Below are 21,517 nucleotides of genomic sequence, written 5' to 3'. Positions count from 1 at the left end.
CGGTCCCGCCCAGGTACACTGGTCGGGACCGTGGCATTTTGGGAGTATTCGTGGCTGAAGGCGTGACCGAGGGGATCAGCCTCCTCGCCAACCGTTACCAGATCGGTCACCTGATCGGTCACGGTGGCATGGCCAACGTCTACATGGGCACCGACTCCCGCCTCGGCCGCCAGGTCGCGATCAAGCTCATGAAGTCGCAGCTCGCCAGCGACCCGGCCTTCCGCACCCGCTTCCGCCAGGAGGCTCAGGCCGCCGCCCGCATGGCTCACCCCACGATCGTGCGTGTCTTCGACGCCGGCGAAGAGAGCGTGCGCGACGCCATGGGCAACCAGGTGCTCGTGCCCTACATCGTCATGGAGTACGTCGAGGGGCGCCTGCTCAAAGACATCGTCGCCGAGGGGCCGCTCGATCCCAAGGAGGCCGTGAGGATCACCGAGGGTGTGCTGACCGCCCTCGAGTACTCGCACCGCGCTGGCGTCGTGCACCGCGACATCAAGCCCGGCAACGTGATGCTGACGCACACCGGCCAGGTCAAGGTGATGGACTTCGGCATCGCCCGGGCCGTCTCCGACTCCGCCGCCACCGTCGCGCAGACCACGGCGATCCTCGGCACCGCCCAGTACTTCAGCCCCGAGCAGGCCCGCGGCGAGACCGTCGACGCTCGCTCCGACCTCTACTCGACCGGCGTGCTCCTCTTCGAGCTGCTCACCGGCCGGCCGCCCTTCCGCGGCGAGTCGCCCGTCGCCGTCGCGTACCAGCACGTCAGCGAGCCGCCCGTGCCGCCGAGCGTGCTCAACCCGGCGATCTCACCGGCCCTCGACGCCGTCACGCTCCACGCCCTCGCCAAGAGCCGGTTCGACCGGTTCCAGAGCGCGGCGGAGTTCCGCAGCGACGTCGTCGACGCCGGATCCGGCAATCTCCCGGCCCGTCGCCAGCAGCACGTCACCGTGGCGGCCGCCGACACGACGACGACCATGTTCGGGGTCAACCCCAACGCGGCCATGGGCTCCGAGGCGGCGCTCAAAGAGCTGAACAGCAGCGAGGCGAACCGCCCCGCCCGCACCCAGACGCGGCCGCCCGTCGCCTGGATCTGGGCCGGGATCGTGCTCATCGCCATCATCGTCATCGCCGTGGTCATCTGGGTCGCCCGCCTGTCACCCGTCGTCCTGCCCTCCACGGCCGGCATCGACGTGCCGACGGTCGCCTCCGAGCCGTACAAGACCGGCGCTGCGAAGCTGACGAAGCTCGGTCTGGTACCCGAGCGCTCCGATATCACGAGCGAGTCGGTCGACGAGGGCGACATCGTCAAGACCAGCCCGCCCGCCGGCACGCCCGTCGCCAAAGACGAGATCATCACCGTCTACGTCTCGACCGGCCCCGACACCGTCGCGATGCCCGACGTCAGCGGATCACCCACCGCCGACGCCTGGGACCAGCTCACGACCCTCGGTCTGCAGCAGGGCTCCGTCAGCGAGCAGGACAGCCCGACGGTCGCGGCAGGCACGGTCATCTCATCCACACCCGAACCAGGCACCAGCGTCGAGCCAGGCAGCACCGTCGACCTCGTCGTCTCGAGCGGGACCGTCAACGTACCCGACGTGACAGAGAAGTCGGTCGCCGACGCGATGTCGGCGCTCTCATCGCTCGGCCTCGACGTGCGCACGACCGCCGACGACTCGTGCACCGGCAACATCGTCAGCACCCAGTCGCTGCCCGTCGGCGAGCAGCCTCAGGGGTCGACGATCACTCTGACCGTCTGCAGCGGTCAGTAGCAGCGTCGGCGCGCACCCTCGGCATGCCTCCTCGCGGTTGCCCGACCAGCACGATTGGCCAGGTTCTCGCGACCTGCGGCGCAGGAACTGGCCGTCGAGCCACCCCCCTGCGGGTCGCCCCGCCTCAGCCGAGGTTGACGAGCGGGCTCAGACCCTTGGCGGCATCGACCGCCGTCGGCAGACCCGCGACGGCGAGCCAGTTGCCGATCATGCTGTAGCCGCCTTCCGTGAGCACCGACTCGGGGTGGAACTGCACACCGTAGACGTTGGCATCGCGATGCTTGAGCCCCATGATGACGCCACCGGAGGTGCGTGAGGTGACCTCCAGCTCGGCGGGCACGGTGTCGTCGACGACGGCGAGGGAGTGGTAGCGCGTAGCGAGGAACGGCTGCGGAACGTTCGAGTAGAAGTCGCTGCTGTCGTGCGTGACTCGGGAGGTCTTGCCGTGCATGAGCTCTTCGGCGTGCGTGACGGTTGCGCCGAGAGCCTCCGCGATCGCCTGGTGACCCAGGCAGACGCCGAGAAGGGGCGTGCCGCCGTCGAGAGCCGCGTGCACGACGTCGATCGAGACGCCGGCGGCTGCCGGGGTACCAGGGCCCGGCGAGAGGAGCACGCCGTCGTAGTCGGCGATGCGGGCGGCCGAGTCGGAACCGGAGAACGAGTCGTTGCGCACGACCTCTGTCTCGGCGCCGAGCTGCTGGAGGTAGCCGTTGAGCGTGTAGACGAAGCTGTCGTAGTTGTCGACGACGAGGATGCGAGTCATGGGGATTCAACCGTAACGTCAGGGGAGGGGATGAGGGAATCGGCGAAAGGGAACACCCAGGTCACCAGCGCGTAGAGCACGGCTGCAAGGAGAACGATCAGGATCAGCACCCGCACCCACCAGGGGCCGGGCAGCACTCTCCAGAGGGCGGCGTACACGAGCGCCTACGACTTCGTCGTCGCGAGCGACGCGATCTCGGCGGGTGGGCCGGCGGACAGGGGTCGCCACGAGTCGAAGACGCCGTAGGCGATGATCCGCTCGGCGGCGCTGTACTTCGGATTGCAGCTCGTCAGGGTGATGAGCCGGTCTTTCGAGGCGGCGTCGATCGTCGGGGCGTCGGGAACGACTTGAAGCACCTGGACCTGCGTCGGCTTGACGTACTGGAGGTTGCGGAACGTGTAGGTGTAGTAGCCCTTGCTCGTCTGCACGTAGATGTGGTCGCCGATCTTCAGCTGAGCGATGTTCGCGAACGGAGCCCCGTGCGTGGTGCGGTGGCCGGCGATGGCGAAGTTGCCGACCTGCCCGGGCATCTGCGTCGAGTCGTAGTGGCCGGCCGCGCCGGTGTCGAGCGTCTGGGCCGTGCCTGTGCCGCCGTCGACCGGCACCTGGTAGTCGGCGCCGAACCGGGGCACGAAGAGCACGCCGAACGCCTCGCCGTCTTTCGCGGCCGGGGTGATGGCCGGCGTCCCGTAGTCACCGTCGACGGGTGCGGTGGTCGGCCCGGCGCCGGCCTCATCGTGCAGCTTCTGGCTGAGCGACGACGCTTCGCTGCGCGTCGTGCCGGAGACCAGGATGTCGTTGAACCACTGCTGCCAGACGATGAAGAGTAGGACGACCACGCCGAGGGTGATGAGGACCTCCCCAGCGACGCCGACGACGGACGTGCGACGGCGCGACGAGCGTCGGGAGCTCCGGCGAGTCGGCGAATCGGTCATCACACGATTCTACGGGCGTGTGCGTGAGCGTGAAGAGGTTGTCCACAGGGGCAGCCAGAGTGTGCACAGCCGGTATGCCGGTACACTTCTGCCCATGGCCAGAGATAAGAAGACCACCGCACCGGCGGCACGCACCGGCGAGGGATCGTCCGCCAACCGACCGAACCCCGTCTGGTTCAAGCCGGTGATGTTCGGCTTCATGCTTCTCGGGCTCGTCTGGATCATCGTCTACTACGTGTCGCAGAGCACCCTGCCTGTTCCGTCCCTCGGGTCGTGGAACATCCTGATCGGCTTCGGCATCATGTTCATCGGCTTCCTGATGACCACGCGCTGGCGCTGATCCGGGCCTTCGAGCGATTCGATAACGTTCGGTCTTACACGGGTGTAACTATCCCCACTGTGGATGGACCTGTGGATAACTTGTTCCACGACGAAGGCCCCGCATCTCAGGCGAGATGCGGGGCCTTCGTCGTCGATAGCGTCAGCCGATGGCGCTGGTCAGCGTCGCAGACCGGACCAGGATGATCACGATGAGCGCGACCCCGAGGCCGATCGTCAGGCCTCGTTGAGCGTTCAGCTGCGACCGGTGCTGGGTGCGCGTGAAGATCAGCGCCGACAGAGCGCCGATCGCAGCGGCGCCGATGTACATCTGCCAGGGCGAGCCCAGGACGAGCCCGATCACGATGTTCAGCGCGATCAGAACGAGGATCTGGTTCGCCTGCTGGCCTCTCGACCGCAGGATCACATAGAAGGCCCCGAACAGGCCGAACATCGCTGATCCGACGATCGGCACGATGTAGCCCGGGATGAAGATCGAGCTGGCCAGCTCGCCGCCCAGGGCGCCGAGCACGTACAGGGCTATGAAACGGGCCCGGCCGAGCTCCCGCTCGATCATCGATCCGAACGCCCACAGCATGTAGACGTTGAAGGCCAGCTGGATGATCGCGAAGATGCCGCTGTAGACGAAGATCCCGGTGACGATCCGCCACGGCTGCGACAGAGCCAGGGCTCCGTTGAAGCCGAGCAGGTTGAACCCGCCGGGCACGAGCCCGAGCAGGAAGCCGACTCCGGCCAACGCCATCAGCCCGTAGGTGACGACGGGCCCGCCCGACGACGCCAGGCCGTTCATGCGCGTCACAACGCGCGGCTTCACCCGCGGCATGCTGCCGCGCTGCTCGCGCACGCACTCCGGGCAGTGGACGCCGACGGCTGCCGGCGTCTGGCACTGCGTGCAGATAGTGCGCCCGCACCGCTGGCAGAGAATGAAGCTCTGCCGGTCGGGGTGGCGGTAGCAGAAGTTGTCGGCGTTGCGGGGAACGTTCGTCACTAAGGCCTAGACCTCGTCGATGGTGACGCTCTGGATCACCACGTCGTCGATCGGCTTGTCGCGCGCGTCGGTCGGGGTCGCCTGGATGGCGTCGACGACCTTCTTCGACTCGGCGTCGGTGACCTCGCCGAAGATGGTGTGCTTGCCCTGCAGCCAGGGGGTCGCCACCGTGGTGATGAAGAACTGCGAGCCGTTGGTGCCCTTGCCACCGCGCGTGCCGGCGTTGGCCATGGCGAGGATGTAGGGCTCCTTGAAGGTGAGCTCGGGGTGGATCTCGTCGTCGAAGTTGTAGCCCGGGCCGCCGACGCCCTGACCGAGGGGGTCGCCGCCCTGGATCATGAAGTCCGGGATGATGCGGTGGAAGACCACGCCGTCGTACAGCTTGTCGGTCGACTTCACGCCCGTGGCGGGGTGGGTCCACTCGATGGTGCCGGTGGCGAGGCCGACGAAGTTGGCGACGGTCTTCGGGGCGTGGTTGCCGAAGAGGTCGACCTTGATCGTGCCGAGGTTCGTGGTGATCGTGGCTACAGCGGTGTGCGATGACATGGTGACGATTCTTCCACAGGGACATCGAGATTCAGTCGTCCCTCAGAGATCATCCTGTGACCTGTCAGGGGAGCGCGTGCCAGGATGGGTTGATCGTCGCAATGATCCACACGAGGGAGAGCTAATGGCCACGTCACGCAAGCGCACACGCGAACTGAAGAAGCTCCAGGGGGATGCCGTCGGCATCTGGGGAGAGCAGCGCGAAGTCCTCGGCCACTCTGCCGACTTCTGGAAGGCCGCGGGCGCCGAAGCCGCCGAAGTCGTGAAGAACGACGTCGCTCCGCGCGTCAAGGCCGCGTTCGACGCGCAGGTCAAGCCCGCCGTCTCGTCCGGTGTCGCCTCGGCTACGGCCGCAGCCGGTCAGGCCAAGGAGAAGCTGGTCAAGGATGTCGCTCCCGCCGTCTCGGCCGCCGTCGCGTCGAGCCCGCTGAGCGATGCTCTTCCCGACCTCGACATCGACGGTCTGAAGAAGAAGGGCAAGAAGCTCAGCCGCCGTGCCAAGCGCAAGGCGCTGAAGAAGGCCGCTAAGGCCGCTCGCAAGCACCCCAAGGCCACGAAGAAGGTGGCGAAGGCCGCCCTTCAGGCCAAGAAGGTCCAGAAGCAGGTCGCCAAGAAGACGTCCAAGAAGAAGGGCCTCAGCGGCGGCAAGGTCTTCCTGATCATCCTCGGCATCGGCGCACTGGCCGCTGTCGTCTACGCCGCGGCGCAGACGCTCCGTGCCGACGACGAGCTGTGGGTTGCCGACGACGAAGAGACCAAGGCCTGAGCGCACGACCCAGTGCCCCACGAAGCCCGTCCCCGCAAGGGGGCGGGCTTCTCCCGTCCCACCCGCCGACAGGTACCGGGCCGCCGAGACGAGGATCCGCTTACGCCGATACGGCGTGCCGCCGATGCGGCATGCCGCCGGCAGCGGCCCAACAAGCACGACGAGAGTTTTCCGCGAGGTGAGCCGAAGGCGAACCGAACACGAAGAGGCGAATCGAGTGGAGCCTGGGAGAATCGAACTCCCGACATCCTGCTTGCAAAGCAGGCGCTCTACCAACTGAGCTAAGGCCCCGGGTAGTGCTACCCCGGGAAGGGGATCTTCATGCCGGTTATCAGCATGGAGTGGGGCTAATAGGACTTGAACCTATGACCTCTTCGTTATCAGCGAAGCGCTCTAACCGCCTGAGCTATAGCCCCCTGGACCGAATAAGACAGTACCGTATTCGCGGCCAATCGCTAAATCGGGGCCGGTTCGGCGTCGTTCGGCTCTGTCGTCGTTCGGCTCTGTCGTGGATCGGCTCTGTCGTGGATCGGCTTCAGTTGTTGGTGAATCCGACGAGCAGCCCGCCGGTGATCCGCACGCTCAGGTTGTAGAGGAGAGCGGCGATAGCACCGAGCACGGTGCCGATCACGATGTTCAAGATGGCCACGACGACGGCGAACAGCATCACCTGCCCGATCGACAGCGTGTTCTGGAGTGTGAAGCTGTTGTCGCCCAGCACTTCCTGCAGGAGGGTGTCGACGGTGTCGAAGATCCCCAGGCGGGTGAGGATCACGTAGATCAAGAACGTCGCGACGACGGTGATGATGCCGAGTGCGACCGCGATGAGGAAGGACAGCTTCACCGTCGACCAGAAGTCGATGTAGACGAGCTTCAGTCGCACCTGCTTGGTGCCGACTGGCTTCTTGGCCTTGTTCTGAAGCTTTTCAGCGACGCTAGTCATTCGTTCGTCGTGTCCTCTCCGGCGGTGTCACCCGTGGTGTCGTCGGCACCGTCTGGAGCCTCGGTGGCGCTTTCGTCAACCGTGGCAGACTCTGCACCGGTTGCGCCTCCGTCTTCAGGCGCATCTTCATCGGCACTCTCGTCGGACGCACCTTCGAGGTTGCGCTCCGAGTTGCGTGCGACGGCGATGATCTTGTCGTCGGCGGCGAACCGCGCGAAGACGACGCCCATGGTGTCGCGGCCCTTGGCTGGTACCTCGGACACGGCAGACCTTACCACCTTGCCTCCGGACAGAACGACGAGCACCTCGTCGTCCTCGGAGACGATCATGGCGCCGGCGAGGTCGCCCCGGGCTTCGGCCAGCTTGGCGACCTTGATGCCGAGACCGCCGCGGTTCTGGATGCGGTACTGGTCGGCGGCGGTGCGTTTCGCGTAGCCGCCCTCGGTCACGACGAAGACGAATCCGGCCTCGTCGACGACCGATGCCGAGAGGAGGCTGTCGGCGTCGCGGAACGTCATGCCCTTCACGCCCGACGTCGAGCGGCCCATCGGGCGCAACGAGTCGTTGGAGGCGGTGAAGCGCAGTGACATGCCGTGACGCGAGACCAGGAGGAGGTCATCGTGCTCGTCGACCAGCAGAGCGGAGACGAGCTCGTCCCCCTCACGCAGATTGATGGCGATGATGCCGCCGGTCCGGTTCGTGTCGTACTCGGTCAGCGCCGTCTTCTTGATGAGTCCGTCGCGGGTGGCGAGCACCAGGTAGCTGGCGACCTCGTAGTCGGGGATGTCGAGGACCTGCGAGATCTCCTCGTCGGGCTGCATCGCGAGCAGGTTGGCGACGTGCTGGCCCTTGGCGTCGCGGCCGGCCTCCTGCAGCTCGTACGCCTTGGCACGGTAGACGCGGCCCTTGTTTGTGAGGAACAGCAGCCAGTGATGCGTCGTGGTCACGAAGAAGTGGTCGACGACGTCGTCGGCGCGGAGCTGGGCACCCTTGACGCCCTTGCCGCCGCGGTGCTGGGAGCGGTAGTTGTCGCTGCGCGTGCGCTTGATGTAGCCGCCGCGGGTCAGCGTGACGACCATCTCCTCCTCGGGAATGAGGTCTTCGACGCTCATGTCGCCGTCGAACCCGAACATGATCTCGGTGCGGCGGTCGTCGCCGAACTTGTCGGTGATCTCTTTCAGCTCGTCGCTGACGATGCTGCGCTGGCGACCCGGCTTCGCGAGGATGTCCTGGAAGTCGAGGATCTTGCGCTCGAGCTCGTCGTGGTCGTCCTGGATCTTCTGGCGCTCGAGGGCGGCCAGGCGGCGGAGCTGCATCGCGAGCACCGCATTGGCCTGGAGCTCGTCGATGTCGAGCAGCTCGATGAGGCCCGATCGGGCCTCGTCGACGGTGGGCGACCGGCGAATGAGCGCGATGACCTCGTCGAGGGCGTCGAGGGCCTTGATGTAGCCGCGCAGGATGTGCGCGTCGGCCTCGGCCTTGCGCAGACGGAACTGCGTGCGGCGGACGATGACCTCGATCTGGTGCGCGACCCACGCCGAGATGAAGCCGTCGAGCGGCAGGGTGCGCGGCACTCCGTCGACGATGGCGAGCATGTTCGCGCCGAAGTTCTCCTGGAGCGACGTGTGCTTGTAGAGGTTGTTGAGCACGACCTTCGCGACTGCGTCGCGCTTGAGCACGATGACCAGGCGCTGGCCGGTGCGGCCGGAGGTCTCGTCGCGGATGTCGGCGATGCCGGCGACGCGCCCCTCGCGGACGAGGTCGGCGATCTTGATCGCGAGATTGTCGGGGTTCACCTGGTACGGCAGCTCGGTGACGACGAGGCACGTGCGGTTCTGGATCTCCTCGACGTTGACCACGGCGCGCATCGTGATCGAGCCGCGGCCGGTGCGGTAGGCGTCGTGGATCCCGCGCACGCCGAGGATCTGCGCGCCGGTGGGAAAGTCGGGGCCCTTGATGCGCTGCATGAGCGCCTCGAGGAGCTCCTCGCGGTTGGCCTCGGGGTTCTCGAGGTACCACTGCGCGCCGGCGGCGACCTCGCGAAGGTTGTGCGGCGGGATGTTCGTCGCCATGCCGACGGCGATGCCGACCGAGCCGTTGACGAGGAGGTTCGGGAAGCGGGCCGGCAGGATCGCCGGCTCCTGAGTGCGGCCGTCGTAGTTGTCCTGGAAGTCGACGGTGTCCTCGTCGATGTCGCGGACCATCTCGAGGGCGAGTGGAGCCATCTTGGTCTCGGTGTACCGGGGGGCGGCCGCGCCGTCGTTCCCCGGCGAGCCGAAGTTGCCCTGGCCGAGCGCCAGCGGGTAGCGGAGGCTCCACGGCTGCACGAGGCGGACGAGCGCGTCGTAGATGGCGGAGTCGCCGTGGGGGTGGAAGTTTCCCATCACCTCGCCGACGACGCGGGCGCACTTCGAGAACGCGCGGTCGGGGCGGTAGCCGCCGTCGTACATCGCGTAGATGACGCGGCGGTGCACCGGCTTCAGGCCGTCGCGCACCTCGGGGAGCGCACGCCCGACGATGACGCTCATCGCGTAGTCGAGGTAGGAGCGCTGCATCTCGAGCTGGAGGTCGACGGCTTCGATGCTGTCGCGCTTCAGCTGAGCGGCGAACTCTCGTGGGGCCACGCCCTCGGGGATGCCGCCGGTGGTGTCGTCGGTCTCGTCTGCCATCGTTCGTGTTCTTTCGGTTGTCGGCCCCGTGCATCCTGCACGTGACGATCACTCGGGACCCTGCACGAGTGCAGGAACTCGGGTGGGGATCAGATGTCGAGGAAGCGAACGTCTTTCGCGTTCTGCTGGATGAAGTTGCGTCGCAGCTCGACGTCTTCGCCCATGAGGGTGTTGAAGATCGTGTCGGCGGCTACTGCGTCGTCCAGGGTGACCTGGCGGAGCGTGCGGGTCTCGGGGTCCATCGTGGTCTCCCAGAGCTCCTTGTAGTCCATCTCGCCGAGACCCTTGTAGCGCTGGATGCCGTTGTCTTTCGGCATGCGCTTGCCTTCGGCCTTGCCGGCCGCGGTCAGGGCGTCGCGCTCGAGGTCGCTGTACACGTACTCGTGCGGGGCGTTCGACCACTTGAGCTTGAACAGCGGGGGCATGGCCAGGTAGACGTAGCCGAGGTCGATCAGGGGGCGCATGTACCGGAAGAGCAGCGTCAGCAGCAGCGTCGTGATGTGCTGGCCGTCGACGTCGGCGTCGGCCATGAGCACGATCTTGTGGTACCGGGCCTTCTCGGGGTCGAAGTCGTCTCCGATGTCGGCGCCGAACGCCTTGATCATCGACTGCACCTCGTTGTTGCCGAGAGCGCGGTCGAGGCGGGCCTTCTCGACGTTGAGGATCTTGCCGCGGAGGGGGAGGATCGCCTGCGTCTCGGGGTTGCGGCCCTGGACGGCCGAGCCGCCGGCCGAGTCGCCCTCGACCAGGAAGATCTCGCTGAGCGCCGGGTCTTTGCTCTGGCAGTCCTTGAGCTTGCCGGGCATGCCGTTCGACTCGAGAACGCCCTTGCGACGCGTGGAGTCGCGGGCCTTGCGAGCTGCCAGCCGAGCCGCCTGCGCGGCCTGACCCTTCTTGATGATCTCCTTGGCCTGGATCGGGTTCTTGTCGAACCAGTCGTTGATCTGGTCGTAGGCGACCTTCTGCGTGAACGACTTGGCCTCGGTGTTGCCGAGCTTCGTCTTCGTCTGCCCCTCGAACTGCGGCTCGCCGAGCTTGATCGAGATGACCGCGGTGAGGCCCTCGCGGACATCCTCGCCCGACAGGTTCTCGTCTTTCTCCTTGATCAGGCTCTTCTCTTTGCCGTACTTGTTGACGACCGTCGTCAGCGCGGCGCGGAAGCCCTCTTCGTGAGTGCCGCCCTCGTGGGTGTTGATCGTGTTGGCGTAGGTGTGGACGCTCTCGCTGTACGAGGTGTTCCACTGCATGGCGACCTCGAGGGCCATGCGCCGATCGGTGTCCTCGGCCTCGAAGCTGATGATGTCGTCGTGGACGACCTCGACCTTCTTGGTCGCGTTCAGGTACTCGACGTAGTCCTCGAGCCCCTTCTCGTACATGAAGTCGTCGCTCTTGACCGTGGCGCCGTCGGGGGCGTCCTCCGGGAGCGGGCGCTCGTCTGTCAGCGTGATGCGGAGGCCCTTGTTCAGGAAGGCCATCTGCTGGAAGCGGGCACGAAGCGTCTCGTAGTCGAACTCGACGGTCTCGAAGATCTCGGCGTTCGGCCAGAAGGTGATCGTCGTCCCCGTGTCGGGGGCGTCCTCGCCCTGCGCGAGGGGCGCGACCGGCACGCCGTCGGTGAAGCTCTGGCGCCAGACGGAACCCTGGCGGTGCACCTCGACGTCGAGCTCGGTCGACAGGGCGTTCACGACAGATGAGCCGACGCCGTGCAGACCACCCGAGACCGCGTAGCCGCCGCCGCCGAACTTGCCGCCGGCGTGCAGCACCGTGAGGACGACCTCGACGGTCGACTTCTTCTCGACCGGGTGGATGTCGACGGGAATGCCGCGTCCGTTGTCGATGACGCGGATGCCGCCGTCTTCGCGCATGGTGACGTGGATCGTGTCGCAGTACCCCGCCAGAGCCTCGTCGACGGCGTTGTCGACGATCTCGTAGACGAGGTGATGCAGACCGCGGGGACCGGTGGAGCCGATGTACATGCCAGGACGCTTGCGAACCGCTTCGAGCCCTTCGAGTACCTGGATGTCGCTGGCTTCGTAGGAGTGATCGGTGCCGTCGCTGGACTTCGGTGACATCAGTTGTGGGGCTCCTGCCGTTGTTCTCGATACGTCGCAGACGGGGCTGTGGACACACCGTCGTATCTGGTTACGGAGGCCTCGCGCGCGACGGAGCAAGTCTATCGCAGGAGGTCGGCCCAGCGGGCGAAATACGCCCTCAGAGCGATTTTCCGGGGCTGGTTGACCGAATCACCCCTGTCAACCGTAAGTATCGCGAGGACCACGCCCTGGGACCGATCTGGGACCCCGTTTCCAGGTCGGGGCGTTGGGGGCGAGAAAACGCATCGACTCGATCCCCGCCTGCGGGTAGGTCGTGACGATCGACGTCGTGATCTGCGACCGCATCAATCGGAGCTGCGTCGCCCACGCCGTCGAGTCGCACTGCACGGTGAGGGTGCCGTCTTCGATTCCGACCGGAACGGAGTGGCCGGCGAGCTCCGCACCGACGAGATCGGGCCACGCGTTCATCAGGTCGGACTGCGCCAGGGCCGAGTTCCAGCCCAGTTCCGTCGTGACGCCGAGGATCACGTCGGCGATCCCCTTCGGATCGCGGCCGCTCGAGAACGGCTGGCTCGGGGCTCCCGATCGTGCGATCCGACGCTTCGCGTCGCGACCCCGGCTCGATGCATCGCCGAACACCCGCCGAAAGCGGAGGTAGACGCGCTGCGCCTCGTTGTCGTCGACCGGCCCCGGCCTGCGCGGGCTCATGCGCCGCCGTCGATCGACGCCCCGGGCGATGGAGCAGAAGCGACGGGCGCTGGAACTCGGGGTGGTTCCGATTCGACGATTCTCCCCTTCGAGATCCGCACGACGTGCGCCGCGAGTCTCTCCGGGACGTCCTCCTCCACCGCCGCCGTGATGAGCACCTGCTCGTAGTCGGCGACCGCGTCGGCGAGGCGCTCGCGTCGAGTCCGGTCGAGCTCGGCGAAGACGTCGTCGAGCACGATGACCGGGTCGCCGGTGGCCGACTCGCGGCGGAGCACGGCGGCCGAGGCGAGCTTGAGGGCGAGGGCGAACGACCACGACTCGCCGTGGCTCGCGTAGCCGCGCGCCGGAAGCCCGTTCAGCTGCAGGAACAGATCGTCGCGGTGCGGCCCTACGAGCGTGACGCCGCGCTCCAGCTCGTTGCGGCGCACCCGCGCGACCGCCTCCCGGAAGGTCGGCTCGATCTCGGCCGCGGGCAGGGCCGGCTGCGCCGACTCGATCGGGTCGTCATCTTCCTGCAGCCTGCCGCGGATGCTGACGACCGTCGACAGGTCGGCGGCGTGATCGTCGCCGGCGATTGACTGGTACGCGGCGCCGACCTCGGGCCGCAGCGCCTCGACGAGCATCTCGCGCGACGCGATGATCTCGCTGCCGAGCACGACGAGGCGGTCATCCCAGATGTCGAGCGTGGAGAGCTTGTCGCCCTTGACGCCGGTATTACGGGCCGACTTCAGCAGCGTGTTGCGCTGGCGGAGAACCCTGTCGTAGTCCGACAGGACTCCGGCCAGGCGAGGGTTCCGCGCCACGAGCAGCTCGTCGAGGAACCGCCTGCGCCCACCCGGCTCTCCCCGCACGAGCGAGAGGTCTTCGGGGGCGAACAGGATGCTCGAGAAGTAGCGGGGAAGCTCGCGGGGCTTGATCGCGCCGCGGTTGATCTGCGCGCGGTTCGGCGCGGACCGGTTGATCTGGACCTCGACGAGCAGGTCGCGCTCGGAGCTCTCGATCTTGGCCCGCACGATCGCCGAATCGAAGCCGGCCCGGATCATCGCCGAGTCGTTCGACACACGGTGCGATCCGAGGGTGGCCAGGTAGCCGAGGGACTCGACGAGGTTCGTCTTGCCCTGGCCGTTGCGGCCGACGAAGAGATTGGGCCCGCGCGCGAGTTCGACTTCAGCAGACGCGTAGTTGCGGAAATCGGTCAGGCTGAGGTGGAGTACACGCACGCGGGCCCCTCTGGGTGGAACGGGGAGGCTAGTCGGCCTTCTTGACCGCGTGGCCGCCGAACTGGTTGCGCAGCGCCGCGACGGCCTTCATCGTCGGCGACCCGTCGCCCTGGCGGGAGACGAAGCGGGCGAAGATGGAGGCGCTGATCGTGGGCATGGGCACAGCGAGCTCGATGGCATCGGCGAGAGTCCAGCGACCCTCACCCGAGTCCTCGACGTAGCCCGAGATCTCGTCGAACTTCGGGTCGGCCTCGAGGCCGATGACGAGGAGCTCGAGGAGCCAGGAGCGCACGACCGTGCCGCGCTGCCAGGCCTTGAAGGTTCCGGGGACGTCTTTGACGAGGTCCTTCTTCGCCTCGAGGAGCTCGAAGCCCTCGCCGTACGCCTGCATGATGGCGTACTCGATGCCGTTGTGGACCATCTTCGTGTAGTGGCCGGCGCCGACGGGGCCGGCGTGGACGAAGCCCTCGGCCTTGGGGCCCTCGGGACGGAGGGCGTCGAAGATCGGCATGGCGAGGGCGACATTCTCGTCGGATCCGCCGACCATCAGGCCGTAGCCGTTCTTGAGGCCCCAGACGCCGCCGGAGACACCGGCGTCGATGTACTTGATGCCCTTCTCGGCGAGGAGCTTCTCGTTGTCGAAGTCGCTGGTCCACTTCGAGTTGCCGCCGTCGATGACCATGTCACCCTCGGAGAGCACCTCCGAGAGCTCCTTGACGACGCCGGCGGTGATGGCGCCCGACGGGACCATGGCCCAGACGATGCGGGGGGCGGGCAGTGCGGCGGCGAGCTCCTTGAGGTCGGCGACGTCGGAGACATCGGGGTTGTGGTCGTACCCGGTCACCTCGATGTCGTGCTCGCGCAGGCGGGTGCGCATGTTGTTGCCCATTTTGCCGAGACCGATGAGGCCGATGTGCATGAGGTTCCTTTTGTTCAGGTGTCCGCGCGTCGGTTTCGGGCGCACGTCCGGTGGAAGCGCGCGGTCAGCGCAGCAGGAGATTGGGCTGGAGCAGGTACTTGTAGCTGTCCGCACCCGGCTGATCTTTCGAGGACTGGCTCGTGATCAGAACGGGCCCCGGTTTGTTCGGGTTCTCGGTCTTGGTGAACGAGATGCGGACGAATTCGGAGTGGACTGCTCCCAGTCCGTCCAGGAGGAACTGCGGCTTCAGTGAAACCACGGTGTCTTCTCCGGTCAGGAGCGCGTCGATCGACTCTGACGCCTGCGCTTGCTCGCTACCGATGGCCTCGAGGGTGAGGCCGTCGATGGTGAACGTGAATCTCAAAGCTGCTTCGCGCTCGAGGACGAGCGACACGCGACGCGTCGCCTCCACGAGGTCCGCGGTGTTCATCACCGCGTAGTTCTCGACCGTCTCGGGGAACAGTCGCTTGACGGGCGGGAAGTTGCCCTTGATGAGCAACGACGTGACGATCTTGTTGTCGGCCTGGAACGCGATGAGCTCGCGGTCCTCCGAACCCGTGATCGCGACCGACAGCGTCGCGGCGTTGCCGAACGTCTTGCCGACCTCTTGCAGGGTGCGCGCAGGAACGAGCGCGGTCAGCGTCTGGGTCGAAGCTGCGGTGCCCGGGTCCCAGTCGATCCCCCGCACCGCGACGCGGTACCGGTCGGTGGCTACCAGCGAGAGGGCGTTCTCGGTGACCTCGAGCTGCACGCCGGTGATGACCGGGGTCACGTCGTCGCGGCTCGCCGCGACGGCGACCTGCGACACGGCGAGGGAGAACGCGTCGCCGGGGACGACGCCCGACTGCTCGCCGACGGCCGGCAGCGTGGGGTACTCCTCGACGGGCATGCTCAGCAAAGAGAAGTTGGCGGAGCCGCAGGCGACGCTGATGCGGGTGTCTTCGGTGGTGAACACGACGGGGGCGCTGGGCAGGCGGTTGGCGATGTCGGCCAGGAGCCGGCCCGAGACCAGGATTGTTCCCGGCTCGTCGACCTCGGCTGCGATGCTCGTCTGCGATGAGACTTCGTAGTCGAACGACGACAGCGTGAGCCCGCCCTCGTGAGCCTCGATCAGGACTCCGCTGAGGATCGGAAGAGTGGTCCGCTGCGGAAGGAGCTTCACTGCGAACGACACGGCGTCGCTGAAGACATCGCGGTTGACCTGGAACTTCACGCTGTGACCCCTATTCGGACTGTCGGGCACCAACGGAGAGCAGGTCGATGCCGGTTAATACTGGCACAGCAATTCTCGAGCCGGGTCCTGGGGCCTCTGCCGCCTCCGCCGTCCACAAGGTTGTCTCTCTCCCAATCCTTTTCTAAGAAGGAGTAACAGTCTTAACCGTTGTGCACAGTGTGGATAACTTGTTAATAACCGCTCAGGCACAGGGAACTACATCTGTGTGAGTTGTTGATGGATTGTGAGCGCCTCGGGGTGGACCTGTTGGTTTCGGCAGGGTCGGAATTCGTGTCATTCACAGGGCACCTCGAAGAGTGAACAATTCATCCACGACTTATCCACGACTTTCCACAAGTTATCCACAACTGGGGAAACCCGACGATCCAGGTGCCCACGGAGACGTCTCCCCTGGGCCCGCCAGGGCTCTCGGAGGGGAGCGACGGAGGGGGGTTAACAGGCGACAGCCGAGCCGGCAGGGAAGTTCCTGCGCCTTCGACTCGGCTGTCTGCGCCCGGCGTGCGCGAGTGGGAACGCCTACTTGTAGCGGTGGTCCTGCTTGATGCGGCTGGTGAGCTCGGTGACCTGGTTGTAGATCGACCGGCGCTCCTTCATCAGCTCGGAGATCTTCTTGTTCGCGTACATGACAGTGGTGTGGTCGCGGTTGCCGAACAGCTGCCCGATCTTGGGGAGGGAGAGGTTGGTGAGCTCGCGGCAGAGGTACATCGCGATCTGGCGGGCAGTTGCGATCGCCTGCGAGCGGGACGAGCCGTACAGGTCGTCGACCGAGAGCTTGAAGTAGTCGGCGGTGTGATTGATGATGTCGACCGGAGCGATCACGTTGTCTTCGTCGAGCGTGATCAGGTCTTTCAGGACCGTCTGGACGAGCGGCATGTCGACCGCCGTGCGGTTCAGGCTGGCGAACGCGGTGACCCGGATCAGCGTGCCTTCGAGCTCGCGGATGTTGCTCGACACCTTCGTCGCGATGAACTCGAGGATCTCGTCGCGGATCTGGAGCTTCTCGCTCTGGGCCTTCTTGCGGAGGATCGCGATGCGCGTCTCGAGGTCGGGAACCTGGACGTCGGTGATCAGACCCCACTCGAAGCGCGAGCGCATCCGGTCTTCGAAGCCGGTGAGGTGCTTGGGCGGGAGGTCGGAGGTGATGACCAGCTGCTTGTCGTGGTCGTGCAGGGTGTTGAAGGTGTGGAAGAAGGCCTCCTGCGTGGAGTCCTTGCCCTGCAGGAACTGGATGTCGTCGATCAGCAGGATGTCGATCTCGCGGTAGCGCTGCTGGAACTGGCTCGACCGGTTGTTCGCGATCGAGTTGATGAAGTCGTTGGTGAACTCCTCGCTCGAGACGTACCGGACGCGGATGCCCGGGTACATGCTCTCGGCGTAGTGCCCGATCGCGTGGAGGAGGTGGGTCTTGCCCAGCCCGGACTCGCCGTAGATGAAGAGCGGGTTGTAGGCCTTGGCCGGCGCCTCGCTGACCGCAACCGCGGCAGCGTGGGCGAAGCGGTTGGAGGCGCCGATGACGAAATTGTCGAACGAGTACTTCGGGTTCAGCCGCGAGTCGGTGCGCTTCGTGGGAGCCGCGGTCAGCGACACGGGCTGCACCGGAGCAGGCACGAAGGGGGGCTCGACGTAGCGCTCCGACTCGGCCGGCTGCTGCGGCTGACTCAGGAGATCGGGCGTGATGTCGGGGTTGACCGTGATCGCGAAGCTGGCGACCGGCGAGTCGTCGAGAAGCGAGATCGCCTCGAGCAGGGGCTCGCGCACGCGCTGCTCGAGCATCCCGCGGGTGAGCTCGTTCGGCACCTCGAGGTAGAGGGTGTCGCCGAGGACGCCCTTCGGCTCGACGAGGTTGACGAAGCCGTGCAGCTGCGGGGTGATGCGGTCGTCGCTCGTGAGGCGCGCGAGCACGGTCCGCCAGAGGCCCTGGACCGGGTCGATCGTGCTGGTCACGTTGCTGCTCTCTGCTTGTTCGTCGCGTGCTTGTTCGTGCGGTGCTTGTTCGTCGCGGTGCTGTCCGGGCTCGGTAGTTCTACACAGGGTTATCCACCGGTGCAAAGCTGCCGCGGAGAAGCCGGACGGGCGGTTGATCCCCGAGATCCCGGGTGATCTCGCGCGGGACTCCCCCACCTTAGTTCGACACGGCGTGGTCAACACAACCCAGGTTTTCCCCACTGTGGATAATGGGCGTTTTGCGTGCCGTTTGACCCCGAGGCCCGGCTCGCGTAGTTTTAACCAGTTGATTTCAGCCACCTTCAGGCTGACAAGACTTCTCGGACTGCGGCACGTGTCTCCGGCGCGTTCAGCTCGGTCCCTTTCCTTCTGGAGACAAAACCATGAGCAAGCGCACCTTCCAGCCGAACAACCGTCGTCGCGCCAAGAAGCACGGCTTCCGCGCTCGCATGCGCACCCGTGCCGGTCGTGCGATCCTCGCCGCTCGTCGCGGCAAGGGCCGCACCGAGCTCTCGGCGTAGGCCGGATCTCGCACGAGCCTCGGCTCCGCGGAAGAGGCTTCGGTGCTGGCTAAGCCCAACCGGATCGTCCGCGCAGACGATTACCGCAACACCGTGCGTCGTGGTCGCAAGTCGGCCACGGCGCACTGTGTCGTTTACGTGCGCCCGGAGTCAGCCCCGACCGATGCTCCACGCTTCGGGTTCATCGTCGCCAAGACGGTGGGGAACGCGGTCGTCCGCAACACCGTCCGACGTCGCTTGAAGGCGGTGTCGCACGAGCTGCTGGCCTCGGGTTTCCCCCTGGAGCGAACGGACGTCGTGATCCGCGCACTACCAGGCTCGGACGCAGTTCGGTGGTCTACCCTGCTCCAAGAGATCACCGAGGTCATCGGTGCGAAGGGTGTGAAGCGGTGAGGCGCACGGTCCAGTTCCTGGCACTCCTCCCACGCAACGTGTGCGTGGCGATCCTGCGCGCCTACCGAGCCGTCATCTCGCCTCTCTACGGTGACGTCTGCCGGTACTACCCGTCCTGCTCCACGTACACGCTCCGGGCGATCCAGACGCACGGGGCCGTGAGGGGCATCGGCCTCGGGGCCTGGCGCATCGTCCGCTGCAATCCCTGGGCGTCCGGCGGCATCGACGATGTGCCGCACTCCCGCCATGAGCATTCGAGATCGATCCTGGCCAGCGGCTTCGTTGTGCAGGCCGACTCCACCCCCGCTTCGCCGGCCTTCGGCGCACCTGTTTCGCCTACCGGGCTCGTGCCCGTCCACAGTCACCAGAAGGGCTGACCCTAGACATGCTCGATTTCATCGGCACGATCCTCTACCCCATCCGATGGGTGGTCGAGGCGATCCTCGTGGGATGGCACTACGTCCTGACAGCCATCGGACTCGACCCTGACGCCGGTGTCACGTGGGTCCTGTCGATCGTGCTGCTGACCATCGTCGTGCGCGTCTGCCTCATCCCGATCTTCGTCCGCCAGATCAAGAACCAGCGGCGGATGATGGAGGTCGCCCCGCAGCTGAAGAAGATCCAGGACAAGTACAAGGGCAAGAAAGACCAGTTCTCCCGCGAGGCGATGTCGCGCGAGACCATGGCCCTCTACAAGGAGACGGGTACCAACCCGCTCTCGTCGTGCCTTCCGCTTCTGATCCAGATGCCGGTGTTCTTCTCGCTTTACACCGTTCTCCACAACGCGCAGCTCGACAAGGTCGGCATCGGCCTGCTGAACCGCAACCTGTCTGACGCATTCGCGAACTCCACGCTCTTCGGCGCACCCCTCAAGGAGACCTTCACAAACTCCGACGTCATCTCGGTGAAGCTCATCGCCGGCGCCATGATCGTGCTCATGACGGCGTCGCAGTTCTACACGCAGCTCCAGCTGACCAGCAAGAACATGTCGCCTGAGACCAAGGCGAGCCCCATGTACCGCCAGCAGAAGATGCTCCTGTACGTGCTCCCGCTCGTCTTCCTCTTCTCGGGCCTCTCCTTCCCGCTCGGCGTCATGTTCTACTGGCTGACCTCCAACTTCTGGACCATGGGCCAGCAGTACATCGTCATCCGCAACAGCCCGACCCCCGGCAGCGACGCGGCGATCGCCCGCGAAGCCCGGCTCGAGAAGCGCCGCAAAGACCGCGAGGCGCGCGGCAAGAGCGGCGGGCTGAAGACGCTGACCGAGATCACCGTCACCGAGATCGAGACGCCCAAGCGCACCACCACCCAGCGCACGCAGCCGGTCGGCAAGAACCGCGCCAAGAAGCAGAACGGAGGGGCCCGATGAGCTCCCTTTCCCCTTCCTCCGAGCCCGCAGCCGCCTCCGACACAGCCGTCGACGAAGCCGCGCTCGAGGTCGAGACGGCCACCGCCGACGCTGAGGTCCCCTCGGGCGACGACGCTCCCGAAGCGGTCGTCGGGGCGTCTGACGTGGCTTCCGAGACCGGGTCGCCCGCCGGCGACTCCGACCTCGACGAGGGCGACATCGCCGCCGATTACATCGAAGAGCTGCTCGACATCCTCGACCTCGACGGAGACATCGACATCGAGACCCGGGGCGGTCGCTCCTACATCTCGGTCGACTCGTCCGGTGAGAACGACCTCCGCGTCCTGTCGAAGCCCGACACCGTCACTGCGCTCCAAGAGCTCACGCGCATCGCCGTGCAGACCCGCACGGGCGAGTTCTCGCGGCTGATCCTCGATGTCGGGGGTTCGCGTGCCACTCGCGAGCAGGAACTGACCACCCTCGTCGACCGAGCCGTGGCTCGCTTGGAAGAGGGCGCCACCTCCGCTTCGCTCCCCCCCATGTCGTCTTACGAGCGCAAGCTCGTCCACGACATCGTCGCGGCTCGCGGTTTCGGCTCCGAGTCCGAGGGTGAAGGGCGCGATCGTCACACCGTCGTGACCCGTTCCTGAGCAATTCTCAAATGCTGAATCGCTCAACCCTGTTTCACGTGAAACGATGACCGCGCCTCTAGCTGAGCTCGAGGTCGAGCCCTCCGTTGCGGCCACACTCTTTGGTGAGCGCCTCGAGGTTGTCCGCCAGTACACGGCCGACCTTGCCCAGTACGGCGAGGAGCTAGGACTCATCGGTCCTCTAGAGCTGCCACGCCTGTGGACGCGGCATGTCATCAATAGCGGGCTTCTCGCCCCCTTGCTCGTACGGGATGGGCGGGTCGGTGACATCGGTTCCGGCGCTGGCCTGCCGGGTATCGTCCTCGCCGCAGCTCGGCCGGATGTGACGATGATCCTGATCGAGCCGATGGAGCGACGCACCGACTGGCTCCGTGCCGAGGCTGACCGCCTGGGTCTTACGAACGTCGAGGTCGTGCGGGCACGGGCAGAAGATGCCCAGATCAATCCCTGGCTCGACCAGGTGACAGCTCGAGCCGTGAGTGCCCTTTCGAAGCTGATCCCCCTGACGGTTCCGCTCGTGAAGACGGGCGGAGAGCTGCTGTTCCTCAAGGGGGCTCGCGTCGAGGCGGAGGTCGAAGCCGCGCGAAAGGTGATCGCGAAAAATCACCTTATTGACGTCCAGGTGACCGAGCTCGGAGGCGGCCTTGTGGAAGAAACCACACGCGTCTTTCGGGCTACAGTTGACTGACTAGCGGCACCCGGGTTCTCACGGTTCCAGCTGCGTGACGCAAGGGTTCATTCGCTCGCGTCTCGAAGCTTTTCCCTCCTGGGCGGCCGGTTTCACGTGAAACCCTGCGATTCGGAG

Annotated in this window: 21 protein-coding genes and 2 tRNA genes; 9 read left to right on the top strand and 14 right to left on the bottom strand. The window is 66.1% G+C overall.

Annotation, left to right across the window (positions count from 1 at the left end; translation table 11 throughout):
• Positions 1-50: 50 nt before the first annotated feature.
• A complete protein-coding gene (gene pknB, locus AC3CBB_RS14845; protein WP_123506666.1) occupies positions 51-1,772 on the top strand; it encodes a Stk1 family PASTA domain-containing Ser/Thr kinase in 1,722 nt (573 codons plus the stop codon).
• A gap of 124 nt (positions 1,773-1,896) precedes the next feature.
• Here the strand turns inward: pknB and AC3CBB_RS14840 are convergent, their stop codons facing one another.
• Both AC3CBB_RS14840 and AC3CBB_RS14835 read right to left on the bottom strand, forming a co-directional pair.
• Positions 1,897-2,535 carry an anthranilate synthase component II gene (locus AC3CBB_RS14840; RefSeq protein WP_488625190.1) on the bottom strand — a complete coding sequence of 213 codons (639 nt, stop codon included), beginning with the start codon at positions 2,533-2,535 and terminating at the stop codon, positions 1,897-1,899.
• Positions 2,536-2,699: 164 nt separating this feature from the next.
• Positions 2,700-3,470, bottom strand: coding sequence for a class E sortase (locus AC3CBB_RS14835; protein ID WP_123506664.1), 771 nt, complete (start codon positions 3,468-3,470; stop codon positions 2,700-2,702).
• Positions 3,471-3,564: 94 nt separating this feature from the next.
• On the opposite strand from AC3CBB_RS14835, the gene AC3CBB_RS14830 reads away from it, so the two are divergent.
• The gene (locus AC3CBB_RS14830; protein WP_123506663.1) at positions 3,565-3,810 is read left to right on the top strand and encodes a cell division protein CrgA; all 246 of its coding nucleotides are present in this window, start codon (positions 3,565-3,567) and stop codon (positions 3,808-3,810) included.
• Positions 3,811-3,951: 141 nt separating this feature from the next.
• Here AC3CBB_RS14830 and AC3CBB_RS14825 read toward each other — a convergent pair whose 3' ends face one another.
• Both AC3CBB_RS14825 and AC3CBB_RS14820 read right to left on the bottom strand, forming a co-directional pair.
• A complete protein-coding gene (locus AC3CBB_RS14825; protein ID WP_488625189.1) occupies positions 3,952-4,797 on the bottom strand; it encodes a rhomboid family intramembrane serine protease in 846 nt (281 codons plus the stop codon).
• A gap of 6 nt (positions 4,798-4,803) precedes the next feature.
• Entirely contained in the window at positions 4,804-5,343 is a 540-nt protein-coding gene (locus tag AC3CBB_RS14820) for a peptidylprolyl isomerase (protein WP_123506661.1), read from the bottom strand.
• Positions 5,344-5,467: 124 nt separating this feature from the next.
• Here AC3CBB_RS14820 and AC3CBB_RS14815 point away from each other — a divergent pair, with 124 nt between their 5' ends.
• Positions 5,468-6,109 carry a hypothetical protein gene (locus AC3CBB_RS14815; RefSeq protein WP_488625188.1) on the top strand — a complete coding sequence of 214 codons (642 nt, stop codon included), beginning with the start codon at positions 5,468-5,470 and terminating at the stop codon, positions 6,107-6,109.
• A gap of 218 nt (positions 6,110-6,327) precedes the next feature.
• On the opposite strand, the gene AC3CBB_RS14810 is transcribed toward AC3CBB_RS14815, so the two are convergent.
• The 10 genes from AC3CBB_RS14810 to dnaA all read right to left on the bottom strand — a co-directional run bounded on the left by AC3CBB_RS14810 (position 6,328) and on the right by dnaA (position 17,800).
• A tRNA-Ala gene (locus AC3CBB_RS14810) sits at positions 6,328-6,400 on the bottom strand.
• Between the two features lie 51 nt (positions 6,401-6,451).
• Positions 6,452-6,525: transfer RNA gene (locus AC3CBB_RS14805), tRNA-Ile, on the bottom strand.
• Between the two features lie 119 nt (positions 6,526-6,644).
• The gene (locus tag AC3CBB_RS14800; RefSeq protein ID WP_123506659.1) at positions 6,645-7,052 is read right to left on the bottom strand and encodes a DUF3566 domain-containing protein; all 408 of its coding nucleotides are present in this window, start codon (positions 7,050-7,052) and stop codon (positions 6,645-6,647) included.
• Positions 7,049-9,721, bottom strand: coding sequence for a DNA gyrase subunit A (gene gyrA, locus AC3CBB_RS14795; RefSeq protein ID WP_123506658.1), 2,673 nt, complete (start codon positions 9,719-9,721; stop codon positions 7,049-7,051). Before gyrA ends, AC3CBB_RS14800 begins: the two co-directional genes overlap by 4 nt.
• Positions 9,722-9,810: 89 nt before the next feature.
• Complete coding sequence (gyrB, locus tag AC3CBB_RS14790) at positions 9,811-11,793, bottom strand: DNA topoisomerase (ATP-hydrolyzing) subunit B (protein ID WP_123506657.1); 1,983 nt, start codon at positions 11,791-11,793, stop codon at positions 9,811-9,813.
• Positions 11,794-11,973: 180 nt separating this feature from the next.
• A complete protein-coding gene (locus AC3CBB_RS14785; protein ID WP_123506656.1) occupies positions 11,974-12,483 on the bottom strand; it encodes a DciA family protein in 510 nt (169 codons plus the stop codon).
• Complete coding sequence (recF, locus tag AC3CBB_RS14780; protein ID WP_488625187.1) at positions 12,480-13,703, bottom strand: DNA replication/repair protein RecF; 1,224 nt, start codon at positions 13,701-13,703, stop codon at positions 12,480-12,482. Before recF ends, AC3CBB_RS14785 begins: the two co-directional genes overlap by 4 nt.
• 28 nt (positions 13,704-13,731) lie before the next feature.
• Positions 13,732-14,622 (bottom strand): phosphogluconate dehydrogenase (NAD(+)-dependent, decarboxylating), encoded by an 891-nt coding sequence (gene gnd, locus AC3CBB_RS14775; RefSeq protein WP_123506654.1) that lies wholly within the window; start codon positions 14,620-14,622, stop codon positions 13,732-13,734.
• A 64-nt stretch (positions 14,623-14,686) separates the two neighbouring features.
• Positions 14,687-15,835: a DNA polymerase III subunit beta gene (dnaN, locus tag AC3CBB_RS14770; RefSeq protein WP_488625186.1), complete on the bottom strand. Its 1,149-nt coding sequence runs from the start codon at positions 15,833-15,835 to the stop codon at positions 14,687-14,689.
• 537 nt (positions 15,836-16,372) lie between these two features.
• Positions 16,373-17,800 carry a chromosomal replication initiator protein DnaA gene (dnaA, locus tag AC3CBB_RS14765; protein WP_488625185.1) on the bottom strand — a complete coding sequence of 476 codons (1,428 nt, stop codon included), beginning with the start codon at positions 17,798-17,800 and terminating at the stop codon, positions 16,373-16,375.
• 383 nt (positions 17,801-18,183) lie between these two features.
• Here dnaA and rpmH point away from each other — a divergent pair, with 383 nt between their 5' ends.
• The 6 genes from rpmH to rsmG are packed head-to-tail and all read left to right on the top strand — an operon-like array spanning position 18,184 to position 21,400.
• Positions 18,184-18,321 carry a 50S ribosomal protein L34 gene (gene rpmH, locus AC3CBB_RS14760; protein WP_043595303.1) on the top strand — a complete coding sequence of 46 codons (138 nt, stop codon included), beginning with the start codon at positions 18,184-18,186 and terminating at the stop codon, positions 18,319-18,321.
• Between the two features lie 42 nt (positions 18,322-18,363).
• Positions 18,364-18,714, top strand: coding sequence for a ribonuclease P protein component (gene rnpA / locus AC3CBB_RS14755; RefSeq protein WP_488625184.1), 351 nt, complete (start codon positions 18,364-18,366; stop codon positions 18,712-18,714).
• Complete coding sequence (gene yidD, locus AC3CBB_RS14750; RefSeq protein ID WP_488625183.1) at positions 18,711-19,091, top strand: membrane protein insertion efficiency factor YidD; 381 nt, start codon at positions 18,711-18,713, stop codon at positions 19,089-19,091. Before rnpA ends, yidD begins: the two co-directional genes overlap by 4 nt.
• An 8-nt stretch (positions 19,092-19,099) precedes the next feature.
• A complete protein-coding gene (yidC, locus tag AC3CBB_RS14745) occupies positions 19,100-20,083 on the top strand; it encodes a membrane protein insertase YidC (RefSeq protein ID WP_123506649.1) in 984 nt (327 codons plus the stop codon).
• Positions 20,080-20,712, top strand: coding sequence for a Jag family protein (locus AC3CBB_RS14740; RefSeq protein ID WP_488625182.1), 633 nt, complete (start codon positions 20,080-20,082; stop codon positions 20,710-20,712). Before yidC ends, AC3CBB_RS14740 begins: the two co-directional genes overlap by 4 nt.
• Positions 20,713-20,758: 46 nt before the next feature.
• Complete coding sequence (rsmG, locus tag AC3CBB_RS14735; protein ID WP_488625181.1) at positions 20,759-21,400, top strand: 16S rRNA (guanine(527)-N(7))-methyltransferase RsmG; 642 nt, start codon at positions 20,759-20,761, stop codon at positions 21,398-21,400.
• The last annotated feature ends 117 nt before the right edge of the window (positions 21,401-21,517 follow it).

This window comes from Frondihabitans sp. OV104, assembly GCF_057787745.1.
This window is presented reverse-complemented; position numbering and strand designations above follow the sequence as displayed.

Excerpts from the sequence above, each read along its gene's own strand:
- AC3CBB_RS14840 (WP_488625190.1), bottom strand. The coding sequence starts at position 2,535 with ATGACTCGCATCCTCGTCGTCGACAACTACGACAGCTTCGTCTACACG.
- AC3CBB_RS14835 (WP_123506664.1), bottom strand. The coding sequence starts at position 3,470 with ATGACCGATTCGCCGACTCGCCGGAGCTCCCGACGCTCGTCGCGCCGT.
- AC3CBB_RS14830 (WP_123506663.1), top strand. The coding sequence starts at position 3,565 with ATGGCCAGAGATAAGAAGACCACCGCACCGGCGGCACGCACCGGCGAG.
- AC3CBB_RS14820 (WP_123506661.1), bottom strand. The coding sequence starts at position 5,343 with ATGTCATCGCACACCGCTGTAGCCACGATCACCACGAACCTCGGCACG.
- AC3CBB_RS14815 (WP_488625188.1), top strand. The coding sequence starts at position 5,468 with ATGGCCACGTCACGCAAGCGCACACGCGAACTGAAGAAGCTCCAGGGG.
- AC3CBB_RS14800 (WP_123506659.1), bottom strand. The coding sequence starts at position 7,052 with ATGACTAGCGTCGCTGAAAAGCTTCAGAACAAGGCCAAGAAGCCAGTC.
- gyrA (WP_123506658.1), bottom strand. The coding sequence starts at position 9,721 with ATGGCAGACGAGACCGACGACACCACCGGCGGCATCCCCGAGGGCGTG.
- gyrB (WP_123506657.1), bottom strand. The coding sequence starts at position 11,793 with ATGTCACCGAAGTCCAGCGACGGCACCGATCACTCCTACGAAGCCAGC.
- AC3CBB_RS14785 (WP_123506656.1), bottom strand. The coding sequence starts at position 12,483 with ATGAGCCCGCGCAGGCCGGGGCCGGTCGACGACAACGAGGCGCAGCGC.
- gnd (WP_123506654.1), bottom strand. The coding sequence starts at position 14,622 with ATGCACATCGGCCTCATCGGTCTCGGCAAAATGGGCAACAACATGCGC.
- rpmH (WP_043595303.1), top strand. The coding sequence starts at position 18,184 with ATGAGCAAGCGCACCTTCCAGCCGAACAACCGTCGTCGCGCCAAGAAG.
- yidC (WP_123506649.1), top strand. The coding sequence starts at position 19,100 with ATGCTCGATTTCATCGGCACGATCCTCTACCCCATCCGATGGGTGGTC.
- AC3CBB_RS14740 (WP_488625182.1), top strand. The coding sequence starts at position 20,080 with ATGAGCTCCCTTTCCCCTTCCTCCGAGCCCGCAGCCGCCTCCGACACA.
- rsmG (WP_488625181.1), top strand. The coding sequence starts at position 20,759 with ATGACCGCGCCTCTAGCTGAGCTCGAGGTCGAGCCCTCCGTTGCGGCC.